Annotated in this window: 8 protein-coding genes; 2 read left to right on the top strand and 6 right to left on the bottom strand. The window is 48.9% G+C overall.

The window, feature by feature from the left end:
* The 6 genes from CWB99_RS11890 to CWB99_RS11865 all read right to left on the bottom strand — a co-directional run.
* A partial coding sequence (locus CWB99_RS11890) for an Ig-like domain-containing protein (RefSeq protein ID WP_171045326.1) occupies positions 1–7,172 on the bottom strand: 7,172 nt, incomplete at its 3' end.
* 137 nt (positions 7,173–7,309) lie between these two features.
* The gene (locus tag CWB99_RS11885) at positions 7,310–7,924 is read right to left on the bottom strand and encodes a phage tail protein (protein WP_138549557.1); all 615 of its coding nucleotides are present in this window, start codon (positions 7,922–7,924) and stop codon (positions 7,310–7,312) included.
* Between the two features lie 168 nt (positions 7,925–8,092).
* Positions 8,093–8,566 (bottom strand): hypothetical protein, encoded by a 474-nt coding sequence (locus CWB99_RS11880; RefSeq protein ID WP_138549558.1) that lies wholly within the window; start codon positions 8,564–8,566, stop codon positions 8,093–8,095.
* A gap of 173 nt (positions 8,567–8,739) precedes the next feature.
* Positions 8,740–9,711, bottom strand: a complete 972-nt coding sequence (locus CWB99_RS11875; RefSeq protein WP_171045325.1) for a methionyl-tRNA formyltransferase — start codon at positions 9,709–9,711, stop codon at positions 8,740–8,742.
* Between the two features lie 9 nt (positions 9,712–9,720).
* Positions 9,721–10,959, bottom strand: a complete 1,239-nt coding sequence (locus CWB99_RS11870) for a hypothetical protein (protein WP_138549560.1) — start codon at positions 10,957–10,959, stop codon at positions 9,721–9,723.
* Between the two features lie 96 nt (positions 10,960–11,055).
* Positions 11,056–11,784, bottom strand: a complete 729-nt coding sequence (locus tag CWB99_RS11865; protein WP_138549561.1) for a hypothetical protein — start codon at positions 11,782–11,784, stop codon at positions 11,056–11,058.
* A 457-nt stretch (positions 11,785–12,241) separates the two neighbouring features.
* On the opposite strand from CWB99_RS11865, the gene CWB99_RS11860 reads away from it, so the two are divergent.
* Both CWB99_RS11860 and CWB99_RS11855 read left to right on the top strand, forming a co-directional pair.
* Positions 12,242–16,177 (top strand): TOMM system kinase/cyclase fusion protein, encoded by a 3,936-nt coding sequence (locus CWB99_RS11860; RefSeq protein ID WP_138549562.1) that lies wholly within the window; start codon positions 12,242–12,244, stop codon positions 16,175–16,177.
* Between the two features lie 2 nt (positions 16,178–16,179).
* Positions 16,180–16,653, top strand: coding sequence for a nitrile hydratase subunit alpha (locus tag CWB99_RS11855; protein ID WP_054013395.1), 474 nt, complete (start codon positions 16,180–16,182; stop codon positions 16,651–16,653).
* The last annotated feature ends 33 nt before the right edge of the window (positions 16,654–16,686 follow it).

Below are 16,686 nucleotides of genomic sequence, written 5' to 3'. Positions count from 1 at the left end.
GTTACCGTACGACTCACTGAGCTGTTGTTATCGGTGATGGTCACGGTCACACTGTTGCCCGCTTCCGCTCCCGACCCCGCAATCAGCACATCGTTGTCTTCCGCCGCATTGACAATGCCATCCGTCTCAATCGGCGTGGTAATGGTCACTGCTGACGGTGCCGCGTTATCCAGGGTAATGGTTTGCGTCGCAGCGGTGGAGGTATTACCTGCCGTATCCGCTTGCGTCGCCGACACGGTGAGCGTGCCATTGTTCAGGCCGCTGACATCCAGCTCACTGCCGCTCAGCGTCCAGTTACCTGAGCTGTCGGCGGTCACTGTACGGCTCACCGAGCTGTTGTTATCCGTGATGGTCACCGTCACGCTGTTGCCCGACTCTGCACCGGAACCGGCGATCAGCACGTCGTTATCTTCTGCCGCATTGACAATGCCGTCAGTTTCAATTGGTGTGGTGATGGTCACCGCCGAAGGCGCCGCATTATCCAGGGTAACGGTTTGCGTGGCTGCGGTGGAGGTGTTACCCGCCGTATCCGCTTGAGTCGCCGACACCGTCAGTGTGCCATTGTTCAGGCCGCTGACATCCAGCTCACTGCCGCTCAGCGTCCAGTTACCTGAGTTATCCGCCGTTACCGTGCGACTCACTGAGCTGTTGTTGTCGGTGATGGTCACGGTCACACTGTTACCCGCTTCCGCGCCGGAACCCGCAATCAGCACATCATTGTCTTCGGCCGCATTGACAATCCCGTCCGTCTCAATCGGCGTGGTGATGGTCAGCGCCGAAGGTGCCGCGTTATCCAGGGTGATCGTCTGAGTCGCAGCGGTGGAGGTATTGCCTGCCGTATCCGCTTGCGTGGCCGACACGGTGAGCGTGCCATTATTCAGGCCACTGACATCCAGTTCACTGCCACTCAGTGTCCAGTTACCTGAGTTATCCGCCGTTACCGTACGACTCACTGAGGAATTGTTGTCGGTGATGGTTACCGTGACACTGTTGCCTGCTTCCGCACCCGACCCCGCAATCAGCACATCGTTGTCTTCGGCCGCATTGACAATGCCATCCGTCTCAATCGGCGTGGTGATGGTCAGCGCCGAAGGCGCTGCATTGTCGAGCGTAATGGTTTGCGTGGCTGCGGTGGAGGTATTGCCTGCCGTATCCGCTTGCGTCGCCGATACGGTGAGCGTGCCATTGTTCAGGCCGCTGACATCCAGCTCACTGCCGCTCAGCGTCCAGTTACCTGAGCTGTCGGCGGTCACAGTACGGCTGACTGATGAGTTGTTGTCGGTGATGGTCACGGTCACACTGTTGCCTGACTCGGCACCGGAGCCGGCAATTAAGACATCGTTATCTTCTGCGGCATTGACGATGCCATCGGTTTCAATCGGCGTGGTGATGGTCACCGCAGACGGCGCCGCATTGTCGAGCGTAATGGTTTGCGTCGCAGCGGTGGAAGTATTGCCTGCGGTATCCGCTTGGGTCGCCGACACGGTAAGCGTGCCATTGTTCAGCCCGCTGACATCCAGTTCACTACCGCTCAGCGTCCAGTTGCCTGAGCTGTCGGCGGTCACGGTACGGCTGACTGATGAATTGTTGTCGGTGATGGTCACGGTCACACTGTTACCCGACTCCGCACCTGAGCCCGCGATCAGCACATCGTTATCTTCGGCCGCATTGACAATCCCGTCCGTCTCAATCGGGGTGGTGATGGTCACCGCTGACGGCGCGGCATTGTCGAGTGTAATGCTTTGCGTTGCTGCACTAGAGGTGTTGCCTGCCGTATCAGTTTGAGTCGCCGAGACCGTGAGCGTGCCATTATTCAGACTACTGACGTCTAGCTCACTGCCGCTCAGCGTCCAGTTCCCAGACCCGTCAGCGGTCACCGTGCGGCTCACTGAACTGTTGTTGTCTGTGATGGTAACGGTCACACTGTTGCCCGACTCAGCACCGGAGCCGGCAATTAATACATCGTTATCTTCTGCGGCGTTAACGATACCATCCACTTCAATAGGCGTAGTAATGCTGACCGCAGCCACGCTGGTGTCTACTGTTACAGACAGACCTGAGCCATCAGCAGTATTACCCGCTGTGTCAGTCGTTCGAGCTGTCATCGTGTGTGTGCCAGCTGTCAAAGCAGAGGTCGTAATCGTCCATGTACCTAAAGTAGCGGTGCCAGTACCCACAGTACCATCAATGCTTGAAATCAACGTAATGGCACCGCCATTGGGGCCCGAACCAGTAAACGTAGCAGTTGTATCGTTGGTGATATTGTCCGTATTAGATGTACCAGTATCGCTGCTTGCATCCAGATCAGGAGTGCCTGGCGCTGAAGGCGCGGTTGTGTCTATCGTGACACTTAAGCTACTGGATGCCGCACTCTCATTACTGCTCGCATCGGTTGCTTTGGCTGTGATGCCGTGCGTTACTCCGGCGGTCAGTGCACTGGTAGTAATCTGCCAGTTGCCACCGGTTGCTGTGCCGGTACCAATAACCGTTGTACCTCCGCCCTCTTGATCGCTATACAACCTCACTGTCGAGCCACTTTCCGCAGTACCACTGAAGGTTGGGGTTGTGTCGTTGGTGTTGTTATCACTATCTGAGGTACCAGTATCAGAGCTGGCGTCAAGATCTGGAGTAGACGGTGCATTAGGTGCAACATCATCATTCACAGTGATCGTGAACGCTTCTTGGAATGTGGTTGTCGAATCACTGGTTTGTATACAAACGACATAGCTTCCGGCAGATAACGCGGCTTGTGTTTCGAGGTTCGACCCATTGATCTGGAAACTACCGTTGTTGGTGTCTGCACTACAAGTGCCATTGGCACTGGCGCCACTGCTGACAATAGAATAGGTGTGGCTATCGCTGGTGTCGGGATCTGTGGTACTCAAAGTGCCTATATTGGCACCCGCGCCAGTCGCTGACTGATTGATCGACGTCGTATCGAGGCTAATATCTGTTGGATCATCATTTTGCGCAGTAATGGTAACAGATGCCTGATTAGTGCCTGTGCTGTTTGCTGTCCCATCGTTAAAGGTGTAATCGAGCGTTACAGATGCCGGTGGCGCTTCTGAGCTGTTCTGATAAGTAATATTTTGCAGCACCGAATCAACGATTGCAGATGTCGCGCTGGTGTTAAACGTCAGTACCAAAGTGCCCGAAGAGTTGGTTGTTACTGTACCAACCGTCGTTGAATTATAAGTAAAAGTGCTGCTTTCGGTAAGGGTTCCCAGCAAACCATTGTTACCAAACACATCCTGAGCATTGGCACCGCCGTTGCGGGCAATGGTTAGCGTTGCATTATTGTAGTTACCTGCACCGCTGTCGAGCGCATCCAGCTCAGTGTCTGCAATCAAAACATCTGAATCAATGACAATGGCCGAGCCATTCTCAACAAATGTCTGGCCACCATTGAGGTTGCTAAAGGCCGGTACATCATTCGGCGTAATAAAGGTGATGTCGGTATTTGCACCATTGTCCGCCACGGTAAAATCAAGTGAATTAGCAGGCGCATTTGACAAACTAATTGCCACTTCAATGGAGCTAAAGTCAGTCGCATTGGTATCTACCTGCAGCGTACTGGTACCGTTAAAACGCACATTACTGGTTGTCAGGCCAGTAACACTATTAATGGTAATGATGTCACCTACACTCAAATCGGTGATGGTATCCCCATTGAGATCAGATGCGTCACCAACAAAATTATCGTTGCCTGCGTTACCTGTCATTGAGTCGGTACCGCCACCCGGGCGGATAGTATCAGTGCCGCTACCACCTGTGATGGTGTCGTTACCGTCAAAGTCAGTGGCAGTCATATTAATGGTATCACCGCTAAGCGCGCTTGCATTCAGCGTAATTCCACCAGCAAGCGCAAAGCCCGCGGCATTTGAGATAGTGACCGAATTACCATTGGAATCAAAGTTATCTGTCAGCGTAATGGTAAAGATGTTATTGGTACCAATTGCCAGGTTTTCGATTTCGGAAACACTGGTATTGGTAAAGTTAAACGTGCCGCCATCCATCAGTTTGAGCGTTTCAGAGCCCGCAGCACCGGTGATCGCTGTAGTGAAGTTATTTGCTACGTTTGCCGCGTCAATCGCGACAGTTGCGCCGCTGGCCAGTGACAAAGTGCCAATGTTTGTAAAGCCACCACTACTGACATCGGCACCATCTGAGACACTCACTGTGTCACCGGTAGTCGGGTCGCCTACCAATGAGCCATTGAACGCACTACCGGCTATATCGAATGTGATGGCATCGTTTGACACGGTTGCATCTATGGTAGCCGACGCATTGGTGACGGTAATCGTCCGTGTGTTGGTGCTGTCGTCGTTAACTGAGTAGGTCTCTATACCTGTCAGAGTTGTAAAATCTCCATCACCACTGATGGTTATGGTCTCTGAACCTGCCGCTGTGACAGTACCGGTAAATGCAGCATTTTGCGCCGGAGTCATAGTGACGGATGCACCACTGGCCAAGGTCAAATTAACTATGTTGGCTAGCGTACCGCCGGAGATATTTGCCCCTGTAGACATAGACAAAGTATCTGCGGTCGTGCCATCACCTGTAAGTGTGCCTGTGAAACTCAAGGTGCCGACATCAAAAGTAACCGCGTCTGTAGATGACGAAGCCGTTACTGATGTACCAGCAGCGGCAACGGTGACTGTTCTGCTGTTAGTCGACGAATCTCCAACGGAGAAGCTCTCCACATTAGACAGCGTGGTAAAGTTACCATCACCTGAAATGTTAATGGTTTCGCTGCCAGCAGCCGTGATTGTGCCACCAAACAATGCAGGCTGAGAGGCCGTCATTGTCACACTTGCCCCACTGGCCAGCGTCAGGTTTTCAAAGTTAGACACTGTCGCACCAGCAATACTGGCACCCGAACTCATTGATAAAGTATCTGTACCACCAGCCGCATTCAAAGTGCCCGTCGCGCTCAATGCAGCTATATCTATGGTATCGTTACCACTGCTTCCCGTGACGTTTTGACCAGCTGAGCTAAGCGTAATGCTGTTTGCCGCGCCTAAAACATAGGTTTCGATGGCGCTTGCAGCTGTTAAACCGTCGGTTGCTGCAGAAATAGTTATACTTTCCGTCGCACTGCCGTTAACCGTGCTAAAGGCATCATGTTGTGCCTCAGTCATTGTCACAGAGGCATTCGCATCGACAGTTAGAGTTTCAAAACCGCTCACTGTCGCACCGGCAATACTGGCCCCATTACCCAGTTGCAATACGTCGGTACCGCCGCTGCCAGACAATGTGCCTGTTGCTGTTACAGAGCCTGTTACAACTGTGTCAGCCGAGCTGCTGCCCGTCACATTTTGTGAAGCACCACCCAATGTAAAGGTAAACCCGGCACCCAGCACATACGTTTCGATGTCGGCATCACCGGAAATAGCACCATCACCATCAGCACTGCTGAGTGTAAATTGGTTGGTCCCCGCTCCATTTATGGTGGTAAATGACTCATGCTGAGATTCGGTCAACGTAATGGACGCCCCACTATCCGGTGTGAGCGTCTCAAAGCCACTCAGAGACGTTAAATTGGCAAGGTTAGTGCTGGTAGGCACTGAGAGGATATCTGTACCTGTCCCGCCGCTTGCCGTAGAGCCAGTGGTATGGCTGGCATTGGCGATTGTCAGGGTTTCGTCCCCTCCCGCAAACGTAATAGCCGGGCTCAGATTTGTGCCATTGCTGGTATTAAAGCCCGCAGCTGTCGAGCTGGCAGCCGTGACATCCGTGACACTCACGGTGGCCGTACGCGTTGTACTGCTCGCAGAACCATCGTTAATCACCACAGTCACGGTACGTGCCGTCTCGTTTGGCGTACTCGAAGTATTGTTATAGGTGATTGCCTGCAGGAAGGTGGTGACTTCAGCTGGCGTCGCCGTTGCACCCGTAATAGAAATAGTGTCCTGCAAGGTAATATCAGATGCACCCGATATGCCAGTCAAAGCATTTTGTGCAGCAGCCGTCACATTCAGGCCTTCGGATGCACCATCCTGATCATTGGTCAATGAAATTGTTATGGTTGTTATGTTGTCACTGTCTGCATCCGTTGCAGAGGCGCTGCTGGCAATGTTAACCGCACCGCTACCCTCAGAAAAACTGGCGCTACTGTCACTACTGCCACTCCCCGTATCCAGGTCAACAACTGGCGTGGTATTGGCGGTAGTAAAATTAAAGGTGGTATCGTCACTGATCCCCGTGAAGGCGTTGCTGGATGTATCTGTTACCGCGCCTGAATCAATGCGAATAGCGTATGTCCGGTTACCGGTTAAATCACTGGTTGGGTTCAGGTAGACTTTGTCGCTGGTAATACTCACCCGGCCAGCCCCCGGCGAAGTCGTTGTACCATCGCTTTCGCTTGCAACATCAAATACCTCAAAGTCACTGCTGTCGGTGACATTGCGGATGGTGATATTCCCACTGCTCAGCGCGATATCTTCGTCAAAGTCTATGATGATGTTATTACTTACAGAAACATTGGTAGCGTTATCATTCGGTGTCGAGGTACCACCTTCAAACTGAGGCGCCGTTGAATCAGACGCTGGTGCATCATCTATTGTGATGTTGCGGATTGCGAAGCGTGAGTCGTAAGCACTGGCGGGATCTGTATCCGGGAATGAAATGATTAAGGTGTCAATGTCTTGCCAGAGCGCGTTGTTGAAATCACTACTACGCGTAAAGCTAAAAGTCGTGCCCACTCCGGGCCCCACCGGTGGCGTTAAGTCAACCGTGACTGTTTGACCACCGTCTTTAAAGCCGGTAAATCGAACCCTGTGTTCTGCATCAGTGGCAGTTGCGCGGACAAAGGTAATGCCATCAAAACTAAAATGTGTGCCTGCATTCTCCAGGAGTTTATAGGCCTTGTCAGTCGCGCTGGCTCCGGAGTTACCAATAAAATTTGCTGCATAAAACGAGCTAAAAGCAACAGCAAAGCTCTCTGCTGTATAACTGTCTCCGCTTTCGCCACCATCCAGAATAAAAGTAACATCGCCGGCCGAATCGAGAGAAATATCCGGTACGCCACTTGCGCCATCTCTCACATCCGTTGGCGTACCTGTGCCGGAGGAATAATCCAATATCTTTTGGCCTGCCCAGATATTGCCGGAAAACAACGCTGCTGATATACCAGCCGATGTGACAGCGGTGGCAACTTTACTTAATCTCATTTAACTACTCCGTTAATTTACCAGGTCCAGTGACAATTTATTGGTTTAATATTTACTTCAATTTCAACGCAATTTGATGACAATCCATTGCTAAAGCGGGCCAACCCAGTGCATGGTCAGCCCATATCCAGTACTGATTAGTTACGAGGAGGGAACACCCCGTCCGTTGCAATCAGCCAGTTAACCGGTAATACCGGGTTTAATATATTCAAAGGTGCAGAGCCACCTGTGTTAGTGACAGTGACAGTGCCGCCCGCTGAACCACCACCAGATACCGTTAGCCCCTCAATAGTCGTCAGATTCGCTGACTCAAAGCCTGGTTTGAAGAAGCCGTCACTATTGTTTGCTGCTATATAAGAGCTAGTATCCGGGGTTTTGGTATTTGCTCCATTGGTTGCGACCTGTAGCGTGCCACTTACCGGATTTGTGCCACCAAGCGGCGTGAAAATCGCGGTATGAGAGTGCGCAGGCATATGAATGATCTCAATACCTACCAGCTCAGTACCTTGTCTTTCACCTTGACGGTAATCCATACCACCAGGGCGCACACCCTGACCTACCGGACTGCGACCACGTAGATCTGGCAACGCGTAAGTGGTACGCGCATCACCGCCATAAATGGTCCCGAGTAACGCAAATAGCGCCTGATTTTGTGAAATAGCCATAGTCTGGCCTAAACACATTGCAAAATTTCTGATTGTAAAAGCACCGCCGAAGGTACCCATTGAGCCAATATACGGGTCAGTAGACATATGAATTCCTCTCTAATTCGTAAACATACCCTTTAACGATAAACGCTCAGTACCACTAAATTCACTCAGTGATTTATCGACTTGTTGCGACGAGTTCGCACCTACTACTTTATTTACTGCTTTGCCTGAAAGGCATATATGTGTTGTAGAGCTATCACTGCTCAGCTATCAATCAGGGTTTCCTTCTGGTAAATGTGGCGTAAAAACGGGTGGGATGAAAAACTCAGGCAATTGCACCCTGCGCGCTTCTCCGCTCAAGACCTTGTCAAGGCAGACTGTCCCTATATCATTAATACTGACATTGAGCTCAGCCGGATCATCGCTGTCTGAAAAACGCCAGTATAATTCTGTGGTTTTATAACGTAATAGTGCCATTAACGGGTAACCGTCAAATTCGCTGGGGCTATCGCAGAATCTTTCGTGGCAGTCAACGAGCTTCTGGTCTCCCAAAAACTGGACCAACAAGCTGCCCATTCCGGGTACTTCCAAAATACTGCTCTCGCCCTGCGCGACAACTATCTCGCCAGTGCCTTCAACTTTCGCAATACGCTGTCCTTCACCGCTTGGTAAATCGCCTCCGTTATAAGGAAACAGCGTAAGATCATAACCATATCGGTTGGTCAGATTGATCTTTATATTCATATCTATCTCGCTTCTGAGTTAAAGTTCAGAGCATAGTTAGAAATGCAGGATAATAAGTACATCGGCTGGGCCACTCACAAGTCCTTCTCAACTAAGCTACCATTGTAAAAGTTAGTACAAAGGTATAGGTTTGCAATTGATATACCTCAATCAAAACAACTAATTTTAGAACCCTACATTCTGCCCTCAGATGAGGCAGCCACTTCTAAACCAGGTTCGAGCCCAAACAGCACGGCAAATCGATAACCATCAAAAATACCTTGCTCGGTTAAAATCGTATCCAGGCGAATAGCACCATCAACCGTTTTAACTAACAACCCTTTGATTCTGTCGAGCTCCAAAATCGTGCCAGGCTTGATGCCTGCCAGCTTACACTCCATACTGCTGGCTTGCATAAGCTGCAGCATGCCTTCACGAAATTTAAACCGGGCACCACCCAGTTCCGCATTGGCTGCGCGCGCCAAATTGACAATCTCAGTGCTAGTATGATGTCGCCAGTCAATTAATAAATCTTCCACCTGGACATGGGCTGCGTAGCGAGGTTCACACTGCTCGCCATCAATGTCGATATGCTCACTTTGCGCTTGCCAGTTCAAAGTCCCTGCGGCCTGCTGCTGAGCAAACTGCTCAAGCAAAGCAGGTACTGCCTGGGCTATCTTCTGATGAAAGCACTGTGAAGTATCAAAAGGGTGCACGGGTAAATCAATGTGCGTAGCAATGTCGCCAGTATCAAGCTGCTCAGCGACCTTGTGCAAAGTCAGTCTCACGGTGTCTGCGCCATTTTTAAGCTGCCAGAACACGGGCATTGGGCCACGATAATCAGGCAATGCACTGGGGTGGATATTAAGTACATCACCGGCAAAAAAGTCTATCAGCTTGGCGCGCAGCTTATGTTTGAACAAATAGGCTATACCACTGTTTGCACCCAGTCTGTCGAGATCGGCAATCAAGGCGTCGTCCGATGCTGTTTTATACTGCAGCATAGGAATTTGGTGGTGGTGCAAAAAGCGCTGTAACTGAACGAGATCCGGATTGGGTTCGGCTTCTATCAACACCACACAACTAAGCTGACCCCTTTGCAGTAGGTACTGTACGGCAGTCAGGCATAAGCAGCTACCGCTGAATAAAGCATATTTAACTTCCATGGCCATCTCCTATGCTTTTACCGGGACAAACCCGGGCATACCGCTCAGCTGATAGTAAAATTGCACTGTATCGCCGCTATTGGCGACAAAATGCGTGTGTTCAAGCTCTCGGGGCCGGGCATCAATATAGAAGTTCATGTCAGGTTTAGGGTGCGTAATGCCTGAGTCGTATTGATCCAGCCCTTCTTCACCAAACGTGTTGATTTGGGCATAAATAGCCAAAATACGAGTCGACATATCCTCAACGCCGGTTGGTATCTTGATTGTATTCGCGGCAACGACCCGAATGTCATCATCAAGCTCTATCTCTGTCATCTCTAGCAGCGCAGACTTATCAATACGCATCAGCTCGCCCAGTTCAACCCGCTCGTTTAAAGCACTGTCACGTAAGTGATCAGAGTGACAATATTCGGCATCTTTCCATTGCTGATTATATTCAGTTTCGCCGTGGATCATCATGCCTTTAATCGATACAGAGCGCGGGATCATCCAGCCATCGAGTGTCAGGAATTTAACTAAGTGTTTTGCAATAGCCAGCTGCCCCTCGCGGGTAAATCCGTGTTGCATGGCTTCTAGCACCAGCAAGTCAACAGCCTGTTCTGGCTCATATACTGTGGCATCTTTTTCAATGATGTCTGCGACAAACTCACCTAATTGTAAGTCATCAATCAGCTGTTTTAACGTTACGATGGCACCTGGATGGGTATCTACAAATAGCACCTTAATTTGCTCATGGTTAAACTCGTTCTGATTTTTATAGTAACTGAGCAAAGGCAGTATCAAAGGTGCGAATGGGCCACAGGCCGGATACAAAATAGTGACAGAGTCCTTGTGAGACAGCATGCCCCGTATTGCTTTATCAATGCCTTTTGCATAGCCCTGGATGCGGTAAATGTCTTTAATTGTATGGCGGCTATTGTAAGGAGACATGATCAGGCCCGTCGGAGCAATATACTGACGTGTCAATAGCTCTTCACTGAGTTCAGCCATCGACATTGACTGCAAGGCTTGCTCGTACATGGCTTCGAAAGCTGCTGTAAGTTGCGCGTGAGTCGCTTGCGTGGTGCTAAAAATGAGTGACATCGCATCCACAAAGCTCTGAGTAAGCGCCTGTTGTCTTTGTGCGGTGGTGAGTTTAGCCTTGAGTAAGGATTCAAGTTGATTGCGGACGGTATGTTTTAAGAGTTGATCAATTTTTGGATCAGCATAATCTGTCACTGACACATTATGTTTCTGATGTTTTTCCATAGGGCGCTACCTAAGTATAATATTTCCGTGATTACAAGGCGTTATCTGACATATTTAGATGTCATCTGTAACGCCTGTCAGCGTTCACTGTTTAGTCTAGTTGAGTGCCGAGAATTTGCGAGTGTCAATATTAAAAACCCACTTACGGTCGTTCAGTTTGCCACCTGAAACCAGGATATGTTGAGTACCATCCAGTGATCTGTAAAGCGGCTTTTTGCCCAACCGTGCGCGGCCATACGAGTACAAAAATGCGCCATTATTACTGAATACTTTTATGCTAGCCGTACCCATTTCAAGAACATGGATATGGCCATGAGTATCCAAAGTAATTTTCTTAGGTCCGTTTAATTGGGCGTCAATTTCAGTGCCAAACTCGCTGATCTCAGTGAGTTTTTCACCATAAAAGTTTGCCACAGTGATAGCGTGTTGGCCTCTTTCGATGAGGTAGAGCAATTGCTGATTTGGCTCAATGGCAAAATCATTAAGGCTGCTAAATCCTTGCGGCAATTTAATCGTTCCGCTAGGGTTACCAGACAAATCGAATACGTTTATCTCACTGCTCGTTTCATAGTACACAAAGATTTGTGAGTTATAGCGTCTCGCCACCGCAGGATTTAAGGTGATTTGCACAACATCACCGGTTGGTGCTTCTATTGAGACTTTCGGCGCTTCAATCGCTAACGTGTCCAGCAGTTCACTACTCACGCGTTGCGTATCCTGCTCTGAAAATGTAAATGAAGTGCTATCCGCAGCAAGTGCAGCGACAGGCAATACGCCACCCGCACATAAGTATGAGCTTGTTTTTAGAAAAGTACGACGTTCCATCTTTGATACACCATTAGCGACCGAAAAACTGGTTTATTATTACAAACTACTGAATAATTGGATATTACACTATATTACACCATAGACAATGGCTACCAATTAAGTACTGGTATATGTCAAAAACGTAGTAATTTAGCACTTTTCCAGCGTAATTTATCCCAATACTAAGCCAGAAGCATTTGACCCTCTATTGATAATCGGTAAAGATTACCAGCCGAGAACTACAGCAGGCTTCAGACTAGTCAGTAACTATTGAAATTATTGAAATTTACTCAAGTGACGAGATAAGTTGCCGATAATCGATACGACCTTCATCTTAGTGAAATCTGTCTGATGTCAAATAAAACGATGCTATTGGCAAGGATGTTGAAAAAACATTGTAATAATCGTAATTCTTAACAATAATTTAGAGCTTAGGTTCGAGCCCTGTTAACAAATTAGATAAAAATAAAAGACTATGCCACTAACTCAATTTTCTGATCCTTACATTCAGGATCGCTTTCAGTCGACGCAATATGAGCTCATCCACAAGATAGGCGAAGGCGGCTTTGGTAAGGTTTACAAAGCGAAGAATAAAAACACGGATCAGGTCGTGGCAATCAAGTTTCTGGCTCTTGAGCCTCATCTTGACGAAGCCAAAAAGCATCGCTACGTTGAGCGATTCAAACGCGAAACTTCTCTCAGCAGCCAGCTGCAGCACCCGCATATTGTGCGGCTGCTGGATAAAGGCCAGGTAGACGAAAACCTGCTGTACGGCGTATTTGAATATGTGGAAGGTCAGTCACTGCGCGAACACCTTATTCAGGAAGGCGCGTTAGACGCCGTAGACGCCACCGACATTATGTTGCAGGTACTGGATGCCCTGATCCATGCACACCAAAAAGGCATAGTCCACCGGGACATTAAACCCGCCAATATCATGCTGACCCAGGCAGGCGCAAAAACCTACGCTAAAATTCTCGACTTTGGTATCGGTACGCTCAGCCAGGAAAGCCGCCATCAGGACTTTGCCACACTGACACTCACCCAGGAAACTCTGGGTACACCTTCGTACAGCGCCCCCGAGCAATTGCGTGGTGAACCGGCCTCAGCCAAAACGGATATCTATGTTTGGGGTCTGGTATTTTTGGAGTGTCTGACCGGGTTACCAGCCGTTACCGGCTCCAGCATTGCCTCGATTTACCACAAGCAATTGAGCGATGTGCATATTCCGCTGCCCAGTGCCTTGCTTGGCCACCCACTATCGGGATTGTTGCGTCGTGTACTGCAAAAGAATGCCACAGAGCGGGTTATCTCAGGGGAAGAAGCCTTCACCGAGCTGAACTCTATGAATGTGTCTAACCTGGTAGGCGTACTGGCAGATGTACAGGCGCAACATGGTTACGACGATGCCACTGTGGTGCTGCGCACCGATGATCCTAGTCACCCCGGCCAGCAGGATTACACCACGCTGACAGAGCGCAAACAAATCACCGTTATGGCACTGCGCCTCAGCGCCAAGATGCTGGATGAAAACGCCAAAGACCTGGATGTAATCGATACCCTGTTTAAATCACAGCGCAACACCTGTATTGATATAGCCACCCGCTTTGGTGCGTATCATGTGGGCAATCTGGCCGATACTGCGCTGTTCTACTTTGGTTACCCCATTGCCAGCGACAACGACACGCGGCTGAGCGCACGTACCGCACTGGATGTGATCAGCGAACTGGGCAAGCGTAATGCGCTGATGCAGGAAGCCCACGGCGTGCAACTCAACGCCCATATTGGCCTGCACTCGGGTATTTTTGTCACTTACGCCAATGCCGTACCAGAAGGCCATATTGCTAACACAGCCATGCAACTGGCTCGCCATGCTGGCGAACGTCAAATTTTGTGTACCGCAGAGTCACGCGCCATCCTTGAGCCATACAGTGAGTTCGATTATTTCGACAACATGCAGCTGGGTATGGCGTTTGAACAGCAAGCCATTTATAACCTTAAAGGCGAAAAACGCGTCGAAGCCTTTGGGTTTATGCGTGGTACGCGCCATCACCACAAGCTGATTGGCCGTCAGAGCGAACTGGATAAAACACTATCTATCATTAATAACGAACAACAAACCACCCGGGTTGCCCATATTTACGGTGAAGCCGGCATTGGTAAGTCGCGGTTACTGCAAGAAATTCGTGCCAACGCCGGTAAATACCAGCACCTGGTTGCCCAGTGTTTGCCGGAGCACCAGAACAACGCGCTCTACCCTGTTCTGACGCTGGTACGTTACCTGTTTAATACCAGCAATCTCAGCAATACCGAGGTCATAGACCTGTTTGTATCACTGCTTAATGAACAGGACAGCACACTCAATACAGAGACCATTTTGCCAATCCTGCTGGTGTGGCTGAACATTGAGTTGCCCGAAGACATGCAGCCATCGTCACTGGCGCCGGATGCCCAGAAAGAGTTGTTGTTCAAAGGCCTGAGTGCCCTGCTGCTGTCGCACAAATTCAGCCTCAGCAATCATAAGCTGTACATCATAGAAGATATTCACTGGGCAGATTCCACCACTTTGGAGTTTATCCACCACTTTGCAGCCAACCTGAGCGATGGCAGCGTGCTGATCAGCACCTCGCGCCAGCCCAAGCCAGACAGCCTGCACGACCTGACATTGCTGGAGCTGGAGCTACATAAGCTCACCGCCAAAGCAACCGAAGACTTCATCGAGCAACTGTTCGAAGGCAAAGCTGTCTCGAAAAACGTACGCGATATCCTGGTTAGCCGCACCGACGGCATCCCGCTATTTATCGAAGAGCTGGTTGATATGCTGAAACAAAAAGCACTCGTCAGCGAGCAAAGCGGCGAAGTCAACTTCGTCAGCCCGGATAAACTCGATCAGGTCCCCAGCAGCCTGCGCGAATCACTACAGCAAAAACTCGACAGCCTGGTGCACGCCAAAGAAACCGCACAACTCGCCGCCACCATAGGCCGCGAATTCGAATACGACCTGCTCGTCGCCGCGTCATCACTCAGCGAAGATCAGATCCAAAACGACCTGAATGAACTGATCGAGAAAGACCTCATCATTCAACAACGCCGGGTTGAAAATGATAGTTATATCTTTAAACACGCGCTGGTAAGGGATGCGGCTTATGGGAGTATGTCAACTCAAGTTAGCAAAGAAAATCACACCAAACTAGCTGCGACAATTGAGCGACTCAGAGATGTTAGCAATAGCTCCGTTATCAGCATTTTAGTTATACATTTCAGTGCTGCAGAAGACTTTTTAAACGCATCAAAATATGCAAGGCAAGCCGCTAACATTCTTATGAACAGAAGTGCATATGTTAATGCGCTGCACTTTGCAGAGACCGCATACGAGCTGATGGAAAAAGCAAATTGCCCTATAAGTGAAAAGTTAGAGCTTAACAATTTGATCACTACAGCCTCAATGACAGTTCATGGCTGGGCATCAGAAAAAGTTGAGAGCCTTATGGCACGAGCACAACAGTTGCTAAGTGCTATGCCAGAAAAAACAGTAGCACAAAGCTTTCCTATCTATTGGGCATCCGCAACATACCACAATGTGCGAGGAAACCACCAAAAAGTTGCAGAGTTGGTTGATGCTGCATTCAAATTAGAAAATATAGGTGATAGTGAAGAAAGCGCTTTGTTTGCTCTCCAGGGCCACACAAACTGGATGCAGGGAAATCTAGACTTATCTTACGAGTGTTGTTCAAAGGCAATAGAGCTTTATTGTGAAGAACGAGATAGAGACCACGCGAGTATTTTTGGGCATGATACAAAAGTTTTTGCACTGAGTGTTCAGTCATTGATTCAAGCCTGCTGGAACAACACTGAGCAGGTTACCGCACTGTACATTGAAGCAAACCAATACGCGGAAGATATTGGTTCATACCATAGCCAATGTATGGCAAAAGTTTATCAGTGCTGCTGTCAATATCAATTAAGAAATCCAGAGAACATACTTAAGTTATCCAGGGAAATTACCGAACTTTGTAACCGAGAAAAACTGATGAACTGGACAGGTTTAATTTCGCTACTGGAATCTTGGGCTAACAAGGATTCGAAAACCGCAGATACAGCTTATCAGGGCATCCTCTCAATCGGTATGACTCAAATGCAAGGTTATTGGTCTGCTTTAATAGCGGATATTGAGATTTCTGAACAAAAACACGCTGAAGCAAGTCAGAGACTAGAAAAAGTAATAGCTCACTCACTTAATGTAAATGATAACTTGTTTGTTCCTGAGTTATATCGGCTACAGAGTATAGCGTTGGCACACTTAGGTGAAAATGAAAAATCCACCCACTATCTCGAACTTGCTCGTGAAGCGGCTGCTTCAATAGGTATAAAAACGCATCAATTTTTAGACAATAGTGAAAATAGGACATAGAAATGACAGAACCAAAAAACGTCTCTTTAGCTGGAGATGAAGCTTTCTTACCGGCTGTAAATCTGATTTATAACTGGCGCTCAACATGGGTACGTGCAATAGCTCGAGCATGGGTTGATGAAGAGTTCAAAAAGCTACTGGTAGAAGATGCGAAGCAAGCTTTTGAAAAAATGGGCTTCACCGGCACTTCAGAGATTCTCTCTGATGGCGAGGTAGATCTATGGAACCTCCTCGACGTTGAAGTAAAGCTTGCCGATGATAACCCTGACAATCAGTACGTGAACCCAGGTGATTCTACAGATGCCAACGTAGAGCAATTTACCCACAATGGATGGTACAGAGCTGTTGAAGAAGGCTTGTTAAAAATGAAGCTAACACTAACTCTGCCTCCAGAGCCTAGTGATCCTAAATGGAACGCATTAGCACTGGGTGATTACGAGGCCGCAGGTAAGATTTACCCAATTACTGGTTGTTAAATAACTTGAGTACTTCCCTTATACAAGGGAAGT

Source organism: Pseudoalteromonas rubra (assembly GCF_005887095.1).
Classification (GTDB): domain Bacteria; phylum Pseudomonadota; class Gammaproteobacteria; order Enterobacterales; family Alteromonadaceae; genus Pseudoalteromonas; species Pseudoalteromonas rubra_E.
This window is presented reverse-complemented; position numbering and strand designations above follow the sequence as displayed.

Bases quoted from the DNA above. Each gene is read 5' to 3' on its own strand.
- CWB99_RS11870 (WP_138549560.1), bottom strand. From the start codon at position 10,959: ATGGAAAAACATCAGAAACATAATGTGTCAGTGACAGATTATGCTGAT.
- CWB99_RS11885 (WP_138549557.1), bottom strand. From the start codon at position 7,924: ATGTCTACTGACCCGTATATTGGCTCAATGGGTACCTTCGGCGGTGCT.
- CWB99_RS11875 (WP_171045325.1), bottom strand. From the start codon at position 9,711: ATGGAAGTTAAATATGCTTTATTCAGCGGTAGCTGCTTATGCCTGACT.
- CWB99_RS11880 (WP_138549558.1), bottom strand. From the start codon at position 8,566: ATGAATATAAAGATCAATCTGACCAACCGATATGGTTATGATCTTACG.
- CWB99_RS11865 (WP_138549561.1), bottom strand. From the start codon at position 11,784: ATGGAACGTCGTACTTTTCTAAAAACAAGCTCATACTTATGTGCGGGT.
- CWB99_RS11855 (WP_054013395.1), top strand. From the start codon at position 16,180: ATGACAGAACCAAAAAACGTCTCTTTAGCTGGAGATGAAGCTTTCTTA.
- CWB99_RS11860 (WP_138549562.1), top strand. From the start codon at position 12,242: ATGCCACTAACTCAATTTTCTGATCCTTACATTCAGGATCGCTTTCAG.